General features: G+C 71.8%; 15 protein-coding genes and 1 riboswitch. Of the genes, 5 read left to right on the forward strand and 10 right to left on the reverse strand.

Features of this window, described 5'->3' with window-relative positions; genetic code table 11:
* The first annotated feature begins 91 nt into the window (after positions 1-91).
* Positions 92-748, forward strand: coding sequence for a uridine kinase family protein (locus ACZ6TU_RS19950; protein ID WP_467675286.1), 657 nt, complete (start codon positions 92-94; stop codon positions 746-748).
* Positions 749-1,179: 431 nt separating this feature from the next.
* On the forward strand, positions 1,180-3,042 hold the full coding sequence (locus ACZ6TU_RS19955; RefSeq protein ID WP_469550394.1) for an AAA family ATPase: 1,863 nt from the start codon (positions 1,180-1,182) through the stop codon (positions 3,040-3,042).
* A gap of 108 nt (positions 3,043-3,150) precedes the next feature.
* Here ACZ6TU_RS19955 and ACZ6TU_RS19960 read toward each other — a convergent pair whose 3' ends face one another.
* The 9 genes from ACZ6TU_RS19960 to ACZ6TU_RS20000 all read right to left on the reverse strand — a co-directional run bounded on the left by ACZ6TU_RS19960 (position 3,151) and on the right by ACZ6TU_RS20000 (position 10,513).
* The gene (locus ACZ6TU_RS19960) at positions 3,151-4,227 is read right to left on the reverse strand and encodes a hemolysin family protein (protein WP_467675288.1); all 1,077 of its coding nucleotides are present in this window, start codon (positions 4,225-4,227) and stop codon (positions 3,151-3,153) included.
* A complete protein-coding gene (locus tag ACZ6TU_RS19965) occupies positions 4,224-5,555 on the reverse strand; it encodes a hemolysin family protein (protein ID WP_467675290.1) in 1,332 nt (443 codons plus the stop codon). The genes ACZ6TU_RS19960 and ACZ6TU_RS19965 overlap by 4 nt, the downstream gene beginning before the upstream one ends.
* A 236-nt stretch (positions 5,556-5,791) precedes the next feature.
* On the reverse strand, positions 5,792-6,247 hold the full coding sequence (locus ACZ6TU_RS19970) for a PH domain-containing protein (protein WP_467675292.1): 456 nt from the start codon (positions 6,245-6,247) through the stop codon (positions 5,792-5,794).
* A 13-nt stretch (positions 6,248-6,260) separates the two neighbouring features.
* Positions 6,261-7,109 (reverse strand): ATP phosphoribosyltransferase, encoded by an 849-nt coding sequence (gene hisG / locus ACZ6TU_RS19975; protein ID WP_467675294.1) that lies wholly within the window; start codon positions 7,107-7,109, stop codon positions 6,261-6,263.
* Between the two features lie 46 nt (positions 7,110-7,155).
* Positions 7,156-7,428: a phosphoribosyl-ATP diphosphatase gene (locus ACZ6TU_RS19980; protein WP_467675296.1), complete on the reverse strand. Its 273-nt coding sequence runs from the start codon at positions 7,426-7,428 to the stop codon at positions 7,156-7,158.
* 34 nt (positions 7,429-7,462) lie between these two features.
* Entirely contained in the window at positions 7,463-7,948 is a 486-nt protein-coding gene (gene ribH, locus ACZ6TU_RS19985; protein ID WP_030247057.1) for a 6,7-dimethyl-8-ribityllumazine synthase, read from the reverse strand.
* A 32-nt stretch (positions 7,949-7,980) separates the two neighbouring features.
* Positions 7,981-9,267, reverse strand: a complete 1,287-nt coding sequence (locus ACZ6TU_RS19990) for a bifunctional 3,4-dihydroxy-2-butanone-4-phosphate synthase/GTP cyclohydrolase II (protein ID WP_469549971.1) — start codon at positions 9,265-9,267, stop codon at positions 7,981-7,983.
* On the reverse strand, positions 9,264-9,908 hold the full coding sequence (locus ACZ6TU_RS19995; protein WP_467675300.1) for a nicotinamide mononucleotide transporter family protein: 645 nt from the start codon (positions 9,906-9,908) through the stop codon (positions 9,264-9,266). Before ACZ6TU_RS19995 ends, ACZ6TU_RS19990 begins: the two co-directional genes overlap by 4 nt.
* Positions 9,905-10,513, reverse strand: coding sequence for a riboflavin synthase (locus ACZ6TU_RS20000; RefSeq protein ID WP_467675302.1), 609 nt, complete (start codon positions 10,511-10,513; stop codon positions 9,905-9,907). The genes ACZ6TU_RS19995 and ACZ6TU_RS20000 overlap by 4 nt, the downstream gene beginning before the upstream one ends.
* 145 nt (positions 10,514-10,658) lie before the next feature.
* A riboswitch (FMN riboswitch) is annotated at positions 10,659-10,789 on the reverse strand.
* Between the two features lie 299 nt (positions 10,790-11,088).
* Between ACZ6TU_RS20000 and ACZ6TU_RS20005 the strand changes: the two genes are divergently transcribed.
* Together ACZ6TU_RS20005 and ACZ6TU_RS20010 are read left to right on the forward strand one after the other, a co-directional pair.
* The gene (locus ACZ6TU_RS20005; RefSeq protein ID WP_467675304.1) at positions 11,089-11,976 is read left to right on the forward strand and encodes an RNA polymerase sigma-70 factor; all 888 of its coding nucleotides are present in this window, start codon (positions 11,089-11,091) and stop codon (positions 11,974-11,976) included.
* A 120-nt stretch (positions 11,977-12,096) separates the two neighbouring features.
* A complete protein-coding gene (locus ACZ6TU_RS20010; RefSeq protein ID WP_469549975.1) occupies positions 12,097-12,873 on the forward strand; it encodes an SDR family oxidoreductase in 777 nt (258 codons plus the stop codon).
* A 15-nt stretch (positions 12,874-12,888) separates the two neighbouring features.
* On the opposite strand, the gene ACZ6TU_RS20015 is transcribed toward ACZ6TU_RS20010, so the two are convergent.
* Positions 12,889-14,238, reverse strand: a complete 1,350-nt coding sequence (locus ACZ6TU_RS20015) for an ROK family transcriptional regulator (protein WP_467675308.1) — start codon at positions 14,236-14,238, stop codon at positions 12,889-12,891.
* Positions 14,239-14,404: 166 nt separating this feature from the next.
* Between ACZ6TU_RS20015 and ACZ6TU_RS20020 the strand changes: the two genes are divergently transcribed.
* On the forward strand, positions 14,405-15,610 hold the full coding sequence (locus ACZ6TU_RS20020) for an MFS transporter (protein WP_467675310.1): 1,206 nt from the start codon (positions 14,405-14,407) through the stop codon (positions 15,608-15,610).
* Positions 15,611-15,637 lie beyond the last annotated feature (27 nt).

Genomic DNA, 15,637 nt, shown 5'->3' on the forward strand with positions numbered 1-15,637 from the left:
CCGCCAGCACTTCGGCCCGCGCCACGCCCACCAATATTGGCGTCGACCACTGGCACGCGCCGAGGGCGCCGTCGTTAGAGTGCTGGGCGAGATGAATCAGCCCTTCCGTCCCGCACCGGGGCCCGCCGTCCGCGACCTGGCCTCCCGGATCCGCCGCCTCCCCCCTTCCTGCGGCCCGGTCCGCCTCGTCGGCGTCGACGGGCACGCCGGCTCCGGAAAGACGACGTTCGCCGAGCAGTTGGCCGTGGCACTGGGGGGCGCGCCGGTACTGCGCCTCGACGACATCGCCACCCACGACGAACTGTTCGGCTGGACCGGGCGCCTGCTGGACCAGGTGATCGAGCCGCTGGCCCACGGCCGGACCGCGCACTACACCCCCTACGACTGGCGCGCCCGCCACTTCGGCCCGCCGCGCCCCCTGCCGCCCGCTCCGGTGGTCCTGGTGGAGGGCGTCGGCGCGGGACGCCGGGCGTTGCGGCCCCACCTGGCCCTGCTGCTGTGGATGGAGGTGCCCCGTGAGGAAGCCTGGGCGCGGGGACGGTCGCGGGACGGGGAGGAACAGCGGGAGTTCTGGAACGGATGGGTACCGGCGGAACGCCGGCATTTCGCCGGCGATCCCTCGCGGCAGTTCGCCGATCTCCTGGTACGGCAGCGAGAGAAGGGATATGAGGTGACTCCGGGGTCTGCGGGGCCTGTTGGATCGGACCAGCCCCTCACGCACGGTGACGGACCGCCCGCAGTGTGCTGAACTTGTGAAGGGCCTTGCGGAACAACTTGCCGGAGTGCTTCAACTCGGCTTGACCGGGGGCCCGTACAGGTCTTACGTTCTGAATGTGCGGCCATTCGGAGCCGCCCACAGACGCGAAGCCCCCGGTTGTTCCCCCGTGATCGGGGGCTTCGTTCTGTCTTCTTCCGGTTTTCGGGGTATCGGCGGCGCCGATTGCTCACCCTCGGTCACCGTGCGGGAGTGCGCCGCATCCGCTCCCACCTCGCCGAACGCCCCGTGAGGCACCCTACGGGGGCGCCGCTCCCGCAGGTACGATGCCCTCGTTGCGACCTACGGACGGTTGCTTCGCGCACCTTGCAACTCCGGTCCGTGGCACAGCGGTTCGAGCAGGGCAGCCGGCTGGGGGACGGCTCGTTGGCATACCGACGGGGGCACGGTTCGTGGGGGACGTGATGGACTTCGGCACGCAGGGCCCGCAGGCCCCGGCCGACCTCGCCTGGCTGCGAGGCGTGGACGCCTACACCATGGGCGCCTATCCGCAGGCGGAGGAGGAGTTCCGTGCCGCCGTGCGGATGGACTCCGGGATGGCCGACGGCTGGCTCGGGCTGCACGCCCTGCGCGTCGACACGACGACCGCGCTGCTCAGGATGTTCCGGCACCGGGACCGCTTCGGGGAGCAGCGCTCCCGGTATCGCCGCACCCTCAACTCCTGGTACTGGCTGGGCTGGTGGGTGCAGCCCGTCCTGGAGAGCCCCCGCGACCTGCTGCTCGCGCACGCCTCCCACTGGCTGGACGGCCGCCACGTCCCCGAGCTGGACCGAGCCCTCGCCGGGCTGCCGCCGGTGGACACCGACGCCCAGGTCCGCTTCCTGCACGCCTGCCGCGCCTATCTGGTCAAGGACTGGGAGCAGCTGGTCCGCCACACCGACCCGCTCCTCGACGATCCGATGCTCGGCATCGAGGCGGGCTTGTTCGGCGGCATGGCCCGGGTCCGCCTGGAGATGTACGGACAGGCCGAACCGCTGCTGTCCGCCGCGCTGATGCGGTGCCGCAGTGAGCAGCCCCAGCGCAAGGAGCTGCGCTACTGGCTGGCCCGGGCGCACGAGGGCACCGGCCGCAGCGCGGCCGCGCTCCCCCTCTACCGGGCCGTGCACCGCGTCGACCCGGCCTTCATGGACACCTCGGCCCGGCTCGCCGCGATCGCCGAGGGCGACGGGTACGACGAGTCCACCGACCTCGCGGCGATCACGCTCACCGGCGCCGGCCAGGACGCCGTGGACGGTCCGGACGGATTCGACCCGCTCTTCGGCACCGAGGGCCGCGACCTGAGACTGCCCGATCCCGAACCGCCGGCCTCCGCTCCCCTGCCGCCGGTGACCGACCCCACGGTGCGCTCGCGGACCGGCCCGGCGCCGTCGCTGCCCGCCGGGCCCACCGACCCGGCCTTACTGGAGGAAGCTCTCGCCGAGCTCGAGCGCATGGTCGGTCTGGAGCCGGTGAAACGCCAGGTCAAGGCGCTGTCAGCACAGCTGAACATGGCCCGGCTGCGGGCCGGGCAGGGCCTTCCGGTCCAGCCGCCCAAGCGGCACTTCGTCTTCTCCGGCCCCTCCGGCACCGGCAAGACCACCGTCGCCCGCATCCTCGGCCGCGTCTTCTACGCCCTCGGCCTGCTCGGCGGCGACCATCTCGTGGAGGCCCAGCGGGCCGACCTCGTGGGCGAATACCTCGGGCAGACGGCCGTGAAGGCGAACGAACTGATCGACTCGGCGCTCGGTGGTGTGCTCTTCGTCGACGAGGCGTACTCGCTGTCCAACTCGGGCTACGGCAAGGGGGACGCGTACGGCGACGAGGCGCTCCAGGTGCTGCTGAAACGGGCGGAGGACAACCGCGACCATCTCGTGGTGATCCTGGCCGGCTACCCCGAGGGCATGGACCGCCTCCTCGCCGCCAACCCCGGGCTGTCCTCCCGCTTCACCACCCGCGTCGACTTCCCCTCCTACCGGCCCCCCGAACTCACCGAGATCGGCAAGGTCCTCGCCGCGGAGAACGGCGACCTGTGGGACGAGGAGGCCCTCGACGAGCTGCGCTCCATCGCCGGGCATGTGGTGGACCAGGGGTGGATCGACGAGCTGGGCAACGGGCGGTTCCTGCGGACGCTGTACGAGAAGAGCTGCGCGTACCGGGATCTTCGGTTGTCCGTCTGTCCCGGGGTGTTGGGCAGGGAGGACCTGGCGACGCTGCGGTTGCCGGATCTGATGCAGGCATATGGAGAGGTGCTGTCCGGGCGGGGGCCGCAGGATCCGCCCGGACTGTAGGAACTGGCGTAGGGGCTGGGGCCAGGTGGGTCCGCAGCCCGGCGGAGCGGGGTGCCGCTGCGCCCACCCGTGCCGCCCTTAGCGGCACGATTGCCCGCAGCTAGGCCACTACGTCGCCAGTACCTCCTCGCCGGACCTCGGCTCGGTCAGCCTCACCTCGCGCACCTCCCGATGCGCGGGATCCCGCACCTCCCCCACCAACAGCTCCAGCACATCCTCCAGCGCGACCAGCCCGAGCACCTTCCCGGACCCGTCGGCCACCTGGGCCAGATGCGTCGCCGCCCGCCGCATCACCGTCAGCGCGTCGTCCAACGGCAACTCGGACCGCAGCATCGTCATGGGCCGCCACAACTGCTGCGGCACGGCCCGGTCCGAGTGCTCCAGGTCGAGGACGTCCTTGACGTGCAGGTAGCCCATGAACGCACCGTTCTCCGCGGCGACCGGGAACCGGGAGTACCCGGTGCGGGCGGTGAGCTCGACGATGCGGCCGGGGGTGACCGACGGGCTGACCGTCACCAGTGACTCGCGCTTCAGCAGGACGTCCGTCACCGGGCGGGAGCCCAGCTCCAGGGCGTCCTCCAGGCTTTCGGCCTCCTCGGGGTCGAGCAGACCCGCCTGGCCGGCGTCCTCCACCAGCCGGTTGAGCTGCTCACTGGTGAAGACGGCCTCGACCTCGTCCCTGGGCTCGACGTGGAAGAGCCGCAGGATGCCCTGGGAGCAGGCCCCGAGGGCGGCGGTGATCGGCTTGCAGAAGCGGGCGAACCAGACCAGGCCGGGGCTGAGCCACAGCGCGGCCTTCTCGGGCGCCGCCATCGCCAGGTTCTTCGGGACCATCTCGCCGATGACGAGGTGGAAGAAGACCACGGCGGCGAGGGCGATGACATAGGTGAGCGGGTGGATCATGCCCTGCGGCAGATGGACCCACTCGAAGACCGGCTCCAGCAGGTGCGCGACGGTCGGTTCGGCGACCGCCCCGAGAGTGAGGGAGCAGATCGTGATGCCGAACTGGGCCGCCGCCATCATCTGCGGCAGCCGCTCCAGGCCGTAGAGGACCTGCCGGGAGCGGGCGGTGCCGAGGGGTTCGATCTGGCTGCGGCGTACGGAGACGAGCGCGAACTCGGCGCCGACGAAGAAGCCGTTGGCCAGCACGAGCAGTGCGGCGAAGGCCAGTTGGAGCACGCTCATCGGGCGGCCTCCATCACGGCGACGGGGGCGGTCCTGACCAGGCGGACCCGTTCGGCGCGGTAGTGGCCGACCTGGCGTACCGACAGCCGCCAGCCGGGCAGTTCCGCCTTGTCGCCGACGGCCGGGATACGGCCCAGCAGGTCGGCGATCAGACCCGCGACGGTTTCGTACGGGCCCTCGGGCACTTCGAGGCCTATGCGCTGGAGGATGTCGACCCGGCAGCTGCCGTCGACGTCCCAGGCGGGCCTGCCGTCCTCCGGCGGCGCGGAGGCGAGCTCGGGCAGGTCGTGTCCGTCGTGCTCGTCGCGGACCTCGCCGACGATCTCCTCGACGATGTCCTCCAGCGTGACGACACCGGCCGTGCCGCCGTACTCGTCGACGACGACCGCGATCGGCTGCTCGCTGCGCAGGCGGGCGAGCAGCGGCCGTACGGGCAGCGTCTCGGGGACGAGCAGCGCCGGGCGGGCGATGCGGCCGACGGGGGTGCGCAGCCGGTCCTGCACGGGCACCGCCAGGGCGTCCTTGAGGTGGACCATGCCGACGACCTCGTCGATCCTCTCCCGGTAGACGGGGAAACGGGACAGGCCGGTGGCCCGGGTCAGGTTGACCACGTCCTCCGCGGTGGCCGAGGACTGGAGGGCGCTGACCTTCACGCGCGGCGTCATCACGTGCTGCGCGGTCAGCTCGCCCAGCGACAGGGTCCGGACGAAGAGATCGGCGGTGTCCTGTTCCAGGGCGCCGGCCCGGGCCGAGTGGCGGGCGAGGGAGACGAGTTCGCCGGGGGTCCGGGCGGAGGCCAGTTCCTCGGCGGGCTCGAAGCCCAGGGCGCGCACGAGCCGGTTCGCGACGGCGTTGAGGCCGGCGATGACTGGCCGGAACAGCCGTGCGAACACGTGCTGCGGGCCCGCGACGAAGCGCGCGACCTGGAGCGGCCTGGACACCGCCCAGTTCTTGGGCAGGAGCTCGCCGATCACCATCTGCACGGCGGAGGCCAGCAGCATGCCGACCACAACCGTGACACCGGAGACGGCCCCCTCGGGGACGCCGATCGAGATGAACGGGCCGTGCAGCAGCTCGGCGAGCGCCGGCTCGGCGAGCATGCCGACGACGAGGGAGGTGATGGTGATGCCCAGCTGAGTTCCGGAGAGCTGGAAGGACAGCTCCCTGAGCGACTCGACGACGCGTTGGGCGCGCCGGTCGCCCTCGGCGGCGGCCTTCTCGGCCTCCGGCCGCTCGACCGTCACGAGTCCGAATTCGGCCGCCACGAAGAATCCGTTGGCGAGAATCAGCAGGAACGCGGCTGCCAGAAGCAGCAGGGGGATGCTCATGATGCTGCCGCCTCCGCACGGTCGCGGACACGGTCCGCGCTATGTCGGCAGGGGGCGGCGCAGGTACTGCAGGACGATCCGTCCATCGCCGGAGGGGGTCACTCCTCGGTTAGCAGGAGCCTCTGTGCACCGGGCGGGGCAACAGGGGCGGAGGCGCATCCATCGCGCCTCCACCAACAGATTAATCAAGACACGGCCAGGTGCGGCAGTGGCGACCGCCCTGTGGATCCGCCGAGTCAGCTCTGAGGCCGCTCGGGATCCACGACGGAGCGGGCCTCGGCGAGCGCCCGCAGGGCCCGGGCGTCGGCGATCGCGCGCTGTCGGGCGATGCCCGGCTGGATGCCGAGCGCGGGCAGGCTGGTGCCGTCGCTGAGGTTGAGGAACACCCACGGGTCGCCGGGCCGGAGGGTCACCTGAAGGATTTCGGCCCATTCCAGCCGGCGCTTGTTCGTGAGGTTCACCACGGTGACGCCGTCCTCGTCGGCGACGACCTTGGGCCGCGCCAGCAGGAGCAGTACCGCGTCCAGCAGGAGCGCCGTGACGATGAAGCTGAGGCGCTCGGCCGGGCTGAGCTGCTTCAGCAGCATCGCGACGGCCGTGATCACCACGAGGATCGCGACGGCGGCGGTGAGCAGCACCGCGCGGGTGCTGCCCGGCCGGAAGGTGACGGGCAGAGTGGGCAGATCGGACATCGGTGCGCGCCCCTCAGAGACGGCAGGCGTGGATGGCCGTGGTCAGGATGGCCCGGGCGCCGATGTCGTACAGGTCGTCCATGATCCGCTGCGCCTCCTTGGCCGGGACCATCGCGCGGACGGCGACCCAGCCCTCGTTGTGCAGCGGGGACACGGTCGGCGATTCCAGCCCCGGGGTGAGGGCGACGGCCTTCTCCAGCTGCTCGACGCGGCAGTCGTAGTCCATCATCACGTACGTCCGGGCGACCAGGACGCCTTGGAGGCGGCGCAGGAACTGCTGCACCTTGGGGTCGTCACCGTCCGCGCCGGTGCGGCGGATCACGACGGCCTCGGACTGCATGATCGGCTCGCCGACGACCTCCAGGCCCGCGTTGCGCAGCGAGGTGCCGGTCTCGACGACGTCCGCGATGACCTGGGCGACGCCGAGCTGGATGGCGGTCTCGACGGCACCGTCGAGGTGGACGACGGAGGCGTCGATGCCGTGCTCGGCGAGGTGCGCCGCGACGATGCCCTCGTAGGAGGTGGCGATCGTCTTGCCCGCCAGGTCCGCCAGGCCGCTGATGGTGCCGGGCTTGCCGGCGTAACGGAAGGTGGAGCGGGCGAAGCCGAGGGCGAGGATCTCCTCCGCGTCGGCGCCGGAGTCGATGAGCAGGTCCCGGCCGGTGAGGCCGATGTCCAGCTGGCCGGAGGCGACGTAGATGGCGATGTCGCGGGGGCGGAGGTAGAAGAACTCGACCTCGTTCGTCGGGTCGACGATCCGCAGTTCCTTGGACTCCCGGCGCTGCTGGTAACCGGCCTCATGCAGCATCTCCGCCGCAGGGCCTGACAGGGAACCCTTGTTGGGGACGGCGATGCGCAGCATGAGGTCGGCTTCCTTTGCGTGGGTGTGTTACGGGAACGGGTGCGGCTTACAGGTGGGCGTAGACGTCGTCGAGGGAGATGCCGCGGGCGACCATCATCACCTGGACGTGGTACAGCAGCTGCGAGATCTCCTCGGCGGCCGCCTCCTTGCCCTCGTACTCGGCGGCCATCCAGACCTCGGCGGCCTCTTCGACGACCTTCTTGCCGATGGCGTGGACGCCCTTCTCGACCAGTTCAGCGGTGCGGGAAGTGGCGGGATCGCCCTGGGCGGCCTTGTGCTGGAGCTCGCTGAAGAGCTCCTCGAACGTCTTCTTGGACATGGTGACGCTCAGCCTATGCCACATGTGGCTTTCGTCAGCGCCAGGGTTCGGATACTGAGCGGAGGGTGGCCGCGGTGGCCACCGCCGCCGTCACCGCCTCGTGCCCCTTGTCCTCGTTCGAGCCCTCCAGGCCGGCCCGGTCCAGGGCCTGCTCCTCGGTGTCGCAGGTCAGCACGCCGAAGCCGACGGGGACGCCGGTGTCGACGGAGACCTGGGTGAGGCCCTGGGTCACGCCCTGGCACACGTAGTCGAAGTGCGGGGTCCCGCCGCGGATGACGACGCCGAGGGCGACGATCGCGTCGTAACCGCGGCCCGCGAGGACCTTGGCGACGACCGGGAGTTCCCAGCTGCCGGGGACCCTGAGCAGGGTCGGCTCGTCGATGCCCAGGTCGTGCAGGGCGCGCAGGGCGCCGTCGACCAGACCGTCCATCACCTTTTCGTGCCACTGTGCCGCGATGACGGCGACCCGGAGGTCACCCACATTGCGTACGGACAGCTCCGGTGCACCCTTGCCGCTCACGTCTCTCCTCAGAGCCTTCTCGCTGTGCTGTCTTACTGGTTGCCGCAGGCCGGCACGGTGGTCGTGTCCAGCCAGGGCAGGTCGTGGCCCATCCGGTCCCGCTTGGTGCGCAGGTAGCGGAGGTTGTGCTCGCCGGCGCTCACGGGCATCGGCACGCGGGCCTTGACCACGATGCCGTGACGGACGAGCGCGTCGGTCTTGTCGGGGTTGTTGGTCAGCAGGCGGACGCCGCGCACGCCGAGGTCGGCCAGGATCTGGGCGCCGGCGGCGTAGTCGCGGGCGTCGGCGGGCAGGCCGAGTTCGAGGTTGGCGTCGAGGGTGTCGCGGCCGCGCTCCTGGAGTTCGTAGGCGCGCAGTTTGGACATCAGGCCGATGCCGCGGCCCTCGTGTCCGCGCAGGTAGACCACGACCCCCCGGCCCTCGGCCTGGATGCGGGCCAGCGAGGCGTCCAGCTGAGGGCCGCAGTCACAGCGGGCGGAGCCGAAGACGTCGCCGGTGAGGCATTCGGAGTGGACGCGGACCAGGACGTCGTCGCCGTCGCCGATCTCACCGTGCACGAGGGCGACGTGCTCGACGCCGTCGACGGTGGAGCGGTAGCCGTGGGCCGTGAAGGTGCCGTGGGCGGTGGGCAGTTGGGTCCTGGCCTCGCGGCGGACGGTGGGCTCGCTGCTGCGGCGGTAGGCGATCAGGTCCTCGATCGAGATGATCGTCAGGCCGTGCTTGCGGGCGAAGGGGATCAGCTCGGGCAGGCGCAGCATCGTGCCGTCCTCACCGGCGATCTCGACGATCGCGCCGGCCGGGCGCAGGCCCGCGAGGCGGGCGAGGTCGACGGCGGCCTCGGTGTGGCCGTTGCGCGTCAGGACGCCGCCGGGCCGGGCGCGCAGCGGAAAGATGTGGCCGGGGCGGACGAAGTCGTCGGGCTGGGCGGCGCCGTCGGCGAGCAGCCGGAGGGTGGTGGCGCGGTCGGAGGCCGAGATGCCGGTGCTCACGCCGTGCGCGGGGGAGGCGTCGACGGAGACCGTGAACGCCGTCTTCATCGACTCGGTGTTGTCCTCGACCATCTGCGGCAGGCGCAGCCGGTCGAGTTCGTCGCCCTCCATGGGGGCGCAGATCAAGCCGCGGCACTCGCTCATCATGAAGGCGACGATCTCGGGGGTCGCCTTCTCGGCGGCGATGACGAGGTCGCCCTCGTTCTCCCGGTCCTCGTCGTCGACGACCACGATCGGGCGGCCCGCCGCGATGTCGGCGATGGCCTGCTCGACGGGGTCGAGCACGAAGTCCTCGATGCCGTCGGTGTACAGGACGGTTGCGGCGCTCATGCCGGCGCTCCTTCCAGGGTGGGCTGTGCTGCCGCGCGCGAGCGCAGCCACCAGTCGCGCAGGCCCCACAGGACCAGCGCGCCGTAGATGACGTAGACGAAGCCGGAGAAGGCGAAGCCGTTGGCGAAGTTCAGCGGGACGCCGACCAGGTCGACCAGCAGCCAGGCGAACCAGAACTCGACCATGCCGCGGGCCTGGGCGTACATCGCGACGACCGTGCCGACGAAGATGTAGGCGTCCGGCCAGGGGTCCCAGGACAGTGTCGGGAAGGCCGTGAACAGGCCGCCGACCGCGAGGGTGCCGAGGGCGGCGGCGCCGGCCAGCACCCCGCGCTCGCGCCAGGTGGCGAACCGTACGGCGATGGAGCCGTCCTGGGCCTGCTGCCGGCCGCGGTTCCACCGCCAGAAGCCGTACGTGGCGACGAGCATCACGACGACCTGCTTGCCGGCGCTGCCGGCGAGATGGGCGGTGGCGAAGGCCGCGAAGAGGATCAGACCGGAGACGAACTGGGCGGGCCAGGTCCATATGGAGCGGCGCCAGCCGAAGGCGAGGCCGATCAGACCGATCACGTTGCCGATCATGTCCGACCACTTGATGTGCTGGCCGAAGAGCGTGAACGCCTCGGAGTTGAGCCAGTTCACTTGGCCGCCCCCTGCACACGGTCGCCCAGCATCCGCTCGACGTACTTGGCGATGACGTCCACCTCGAGGTTGACCGGGTCGCCGGGCTGCTTGTGGCCGAGCGTGGTCAGGTCGAGGGTGGTGGGGATGAGGCTGACGGTGAAGTAGTCGGGGCCGGCGTCGACGACGGTGAGGCTGATGCCGTCGACGGTGATGGAGCCCTTCTCGACGACGTACCGGGTGAGGTCCGCGGGGAGGGAGATCTTCACGATCTCCCAGTTGTCGGACGGCTTGCGTTCCAGGATCTCGCCGGTGCCGTCCACGTGGCCCTGCACGATGTGCCCGCCGAGGCGTTCGCCGACGGCCATGGGGCGTTCGAGGTTGACGCGGGAGCCGGCCTCGAGCGCACCGAGGCTGGAGCGGTTGAGGGTCTCGGCCATCACGTCGGCGGTGAACTCGTCGCCCTCGTGGTCGACGACCGTGAGGCAGACGCCGTTGACGGCGATGGAGTCGCCGTGTTTCGCGCCCTGGGTGACGACGGGGCCTCGCAGGCGGAAGCGACAGGCGTCGTCGAGGGTCTCGACGGCGGTGACCTCGCCCAGCTCTTCGACGATTCCGGTGAACACTTCCCGGGTCCTCCTGCCTCTTCGGGCACGGACTCCGGGGCTGTCGATGACGACAGAAGATACGAGCGAGAACACCGGGAACGACGCCGGACGGAGTCCGCCCGGAGGACGGACTTCTTCGGCGGCGCGCACATGTGCCCGCTCGCCGCGCACTGCCTCCCATCCGGACTTTAACCGTCGGTCCAGGAATTTCACCTGGTCAACCGGCCGCTGGAGGCGACCGGGTCGCGGACTGTAACCGCCGGTTCGGACTTTCACCGACCCCGGAGTGCGCTGCTACTGATACATGGCTAGTGTGCCATGCCTGATCGAGGTCCAGACGGGCGGACAGTGTGGGGTGCCTCACAGAACGTGTCGCCGCCCTTCCCGAGCGCGACGAGGCGATCCAACTCCGGTTCAGGCATCCGCCCTTGTCGGGCTCCCCGGGTTGGTACACACCTATTGACGCTGTGGTCTAGTCCTTTCTAGGGTCATGCGCATCGGCGCAGACCGGCCCGGCGGCGGTGACGACGGCCCTTGCCCGCCGTCGGGCCTTCTCCCCGCCGTACGGACGGTGTTCTGGCAGGGTGAGGCGCATGACCACCACGCTCGCCGACGAGTTCGACACCCACCGGCCCCGGCTGTTCTCGCTCGCCTACCGGCTGCTGGGCTCCGCGGAGGAGGCGGAGGACGCCGTCCAGGACGCCTATCTGCGCTTCAGTGGCGCGGACCGTGCGGGGATCGAGCATCCGGCGGCCTGGCTCGCCAAGGTCGTCACCAACCTCTGCCTCAACCGGCTGACCTCCGCGCGGGCCCGGCGCGAGAGGTACGTCGGTACCTGGCTGCCCGAGCCGGTGGTGACCGCGGACGGCACGCTCGGGCCTCTGGAGTCGGCCGAACAGCGGGACGCCGTGTCGATGGCGATGCTGGTGCTGCTGGAGCGGCTCACGCCGACCGAGCGGGCGGTGTACGTGCTGCGCGAGGCGTTCGGGTACGGGCACCGGGAGATCGCCGGGGTGCTCGATCTGAGCGAGGCGAACTGCCGTCAGCTGTACCGGCGGGCCGTGCAACGGGTGGGCGAGCCGCAGGCCCGGTTCGAGGCCGCGTCCCAGCGGCAGGAGGAGCTGGTCACGTCGTTCATCGCGGCGGCCCGCGACGGCGACCTGGCCGGGCTGGAGAAGCTGCTCGCGGCCGACGCCACCTGGTGGAGCGACGGGGGCGGGAAGGTCATCGCGGCCAGGTGGCCCATCGAGGGCGGGCTCAAGGTCGCCCAGTTCCTGGCGGGCGGGGGCCCGAAGTTCGCGGTGGGCCTGGAGTTCACGGTCACCGAGGTCAACGGCGCGACGGGGCTCGCCACCTGGGCGGGCGACACGCTCGTCGGCCTGGCGGCGTTCGAGGTGCGCGACGGGCTGGTCGCGGGGGTACGGGCCGTGGTCAACCCGGAGAAGCTGGCGTTCGCACGGCGTCAGGTCACCCGGCCGTAGCAGGGCAGGCGCGGTCGCGGGATCGCCGGGCGGGTGTGTCACATCCGGCAGGGCTGTTCGGTCTCAGTTGCAGAGGGGCGCTCCGTCCGGGAGCGCCGGCGTCCGAAGGGACCGAACAGCATGACCACGATCCTGGTCACCGGCGGCACCGGAACGCTCGGCCGGCTCGTCGCCGAGCGGCTGCGCGCGGACGGGCACGAGGTGCGGGTGCTCAGCCGGCACACCCAGCCGTACGCGGTCGACCTGCGGGAGGGCGGTGGCGCGCTGGACGCGGCCGTCGCCGGTGTGGACACGATCGTGCACTGCGCTTCGTCGCCGAAGGGCGACGAGCAGGCGGCCGCGAACCTGATCAGCGCGGCGCGCGGGGCCGGTGTGCGACACCTCGTCTACATCTCCATCGTGGGCGTCGACCGGGTGCCGTTCCGCTACTACGAGAGCAAGCTCGCGGTGGAGAAGCAGGTCGAGGAGTCGGGGCTCGGCTGGACCGTGCTGCGGACGACGCAGTTCCATGACCTTCTCGTCATGCTGCTCCAGGGGCTGTCGAAGCTGCCGGTCCTGTTCCTGCCGGCCGGTGTCCGGGACCAGCCGGTCGAGGTGGCCGAGGTCGCCGACCGGCTGGTCGAACTCGCGGCAGGGGCCCCGGCGGGGCGGGTCGATGACATGGGCGGGCCGGAGGTGCGGACGTTCGCGTCCCTGGCCCGCGCGTATCTGAAGGCGACCGGGCGACGCCGGGCAGTCGTGAACGTGCCGCTGTGGGGCGCGGCGTACCGGGACTTCCGCAGCGGTGGTCACCTGACACCGCAGCGGGCGACCGGCACGGGCACGTTCGAGGAATATCTGGGGCGGCGGTACGGGGGCGAACAGGCGCGGGCGGGCAGCGGGCGGTCCAGGGCGTGACGCCCGGGCGGCGGCCTACCACCGCTGAGTCGGCCGCTCCCCTGGGGTGAAGAGTTCCTCCTGGGCGCGGTCGCGGGCCGTGAGGAGGGCGCCGCGCAGGACCGCGCCGCCGCCGAGCGTGGTCGTCCGTACCTCCGTGGGCAGGGGCGTCATCCGGGCGATGCGGTCCTGCACGCGGGCGGCGAGTTCTTCGCCGCCCGCTTGGCCGACCTCGCCGCCGAGCACTACGCAACCGGGGTCCAGGATCGCGACGACCGAGGCGACGCCGACGGCGAGACGGTCGGCGAGGGCGTCGAGGAAACGGGCAGCGGGGACGGCTGTCGGGGGCGCGGACGCCTCGCCCCCGCTCGCGGACCCGGACTCTCCACCTCCGCTCACGGACTGAGGCGCCTTGGCCTCACTCGCGGCCCGGGACGCCCCGGCCCCCGTCTCCGCCTCCGCCTCCCGCACTTGACGCACTGCCGACCGCACCAGACCGACGGCCGCCCGTACGACTCCCACCACCGACGGCTCCTGCCCCGGCTCCGCCGAGACCCCGTACCGCGCCGCGAGGTCCACGACCGCGCCCGACGCGGCCAGGGAGTGGAAGCCGCCCTCGCAGTCCGTCGAGGACGGCAGCGCGGCCGCGCCCGGGACCGGGAGGAAGCCGATCTCGCCGGTGCCGCCGGAGGCACCGCGCCGCAGCGCGCCGTCGAGGACCACCGCCGCGCCCGTTCCGTGGCCCAGCCACAGCAGGACGAAGGTGTCCCGGTCCCGGGCCACCCCGTCGCGCTGCTCCGCCAGCGCCGCGAGGTTGGTCTCGTTCTCCACGCTGACCCGGGCCTCGGGCAGCCGCTCCTGGAGGGCGGCGACGAGCCGGCGGTGCCACTCCGGCAGCCCGGAGGAGTCGCGGAGTTCGCCGCTGGCCGGGTCGATCAGGCCTGGCGCCCCGATCCCCACGGTGTGCAGCCGGTCGGCGCCGGCCTCCTTCACCACGCGCTCGACCAGCGCGACCGCCTGCTCCACGGCGGGGCCCGTGCCCGTGTCACCGCCGATGGGCGCCGACGCCTCGGCCAGCACCCGTCCCACCAGGTCCGCGACGGTCACGGCGACGCCCTCGGTGCGTACGTCCAGCGCGGCGAGGTGCGCCCGGTCGGCGACGATGCCGTACACCTTGGCGTTGGGTCCGCGCCGCTGCTCCCCCGCCTCGCCGACCACCGCGATCAGCCCGGCGGTGGTGAGGCGTTCGACGAGGTCGGCGACGGTCGGCCGGGACAGACCGGTCAGCTGCTTCAACTGGCCTGCCGTCAGCGGGCCCTCCTGCTGGAGGAGACGCAGGGCGTGCCGGTCGTTGATGGCCCGGGCGGTGCTCGGGGATGCGGGCATGCCGGGATCCTTCCAGATCGGTCGGGCCGCACGGCCGTGTGCTCCGGCCGGCCGGTAACCCCTTATCTATCAGGCAGGGTTCCTGATAGTTTACGCGCGCCAACGCGGCCACGGACGTGGAGACGCGACGGGAGCGGGGAAGACCAGGAGAGGACGGGGCCGGAGAATGAGCAACGTGGTCTACGAACAGCGCGAGGTGAAGCGGTCGCGGTACGCCGTGGCCGCCGTGTTCGCCGTGCACGGCGCCGTGACCGGCTCGTTCGCCACCCGCGTGCCGTGGATCCAGGACCACGCGGGTGTCAGCGCCGGACAGTTGGGGATCGCGCTCGCCTTCCCCGCGCTCGGCGCGTCCGTCGCGATGCCGCTCGCCGGCAGCGTCAGTCACCGCTTCGGTGCCCGCAACGCGCTGCGCGGACTGATCGCCCTGTGGACGCTCTCACTGGTCCTGCCGTCCCTCGCCCCGAACATGCTCACGCTCTGCCTGGCCCTGTTCGCCTACGGCGCCACGGCGGGCATGGCGGACGTGGCGATGAACGCGCTGGGCGTCGAGGTCGAGAACCGCCTCGGCCGGTCGATCATGTCCGGGCTGCACGGCATGTGGAGCGCCGGCGCCCTGGTCGGCTCGGCGGCCGGCACGCTCGCCGCGCACCTCGGTTCGGACGCCCGGCTGCACCACGTCCTGGCCGCCGCGGTCCTCACCGTCGTCGGCGTGCTGTCCTGCCAGTGGGTGCTCGACCTCCAGCCCGCCGAGGACGAGGAGCCGCCGCCGCGGTTCGCCCTGCCGCCCCGGTCGGCGCTGCTCATCGGCGCTATCGGGTTCTGCGCGGTGTTCGCCGAGGGCGCGAGCCTGGACTGGTCGGCGGTCTATCTGCGCGAACAGCTTCAGACCTCGGCCGGTCTCGCGGCGGCGTGCACGACGGGCTTCACGCTCACCATGGCCATCGCCCGGATCGCCGGCGACCGGATCGTGGACCGCTTCGGCGCCGTGCGGACCGTGCGCGCGAGCGGTGTGCTCGCCGTCCTCGGCGGGCTGCTGATCGTCGTGGCGGAGCACCCGGCGGTGGCGATGACCGGGTTCGCGCTGATGGGGCTGGGCATCGCCGTCGTCGTGCCGCTGTGCTTCGCGGCGGCGGGCCGCAGCGGGTCCAACCCGAGCCTGGCCATCGCGGGCGTCGCGACCATCACGTACACCTCGGGTCTGATCGCGCCGAGCGCGATCGGCATGCTGGCGCAGGCGACCAGCCTGATGGTGTCGTTCGCTCTGGTGACGCTGCTGTCCTGCGGTCTGGTGGCGTTCGCGCGCGTGCTGCGCCCCGGCGACCGGGCGACGATCAGCCGGCCGGACGAGGCGGTCCCCGACCCGCGGCCCTGAACGGACCCGCGACCCTCCTGGTCGGCC

Source organism: Streptomyces sp. NPDC052064 (genome assembly GCF_055585925.1).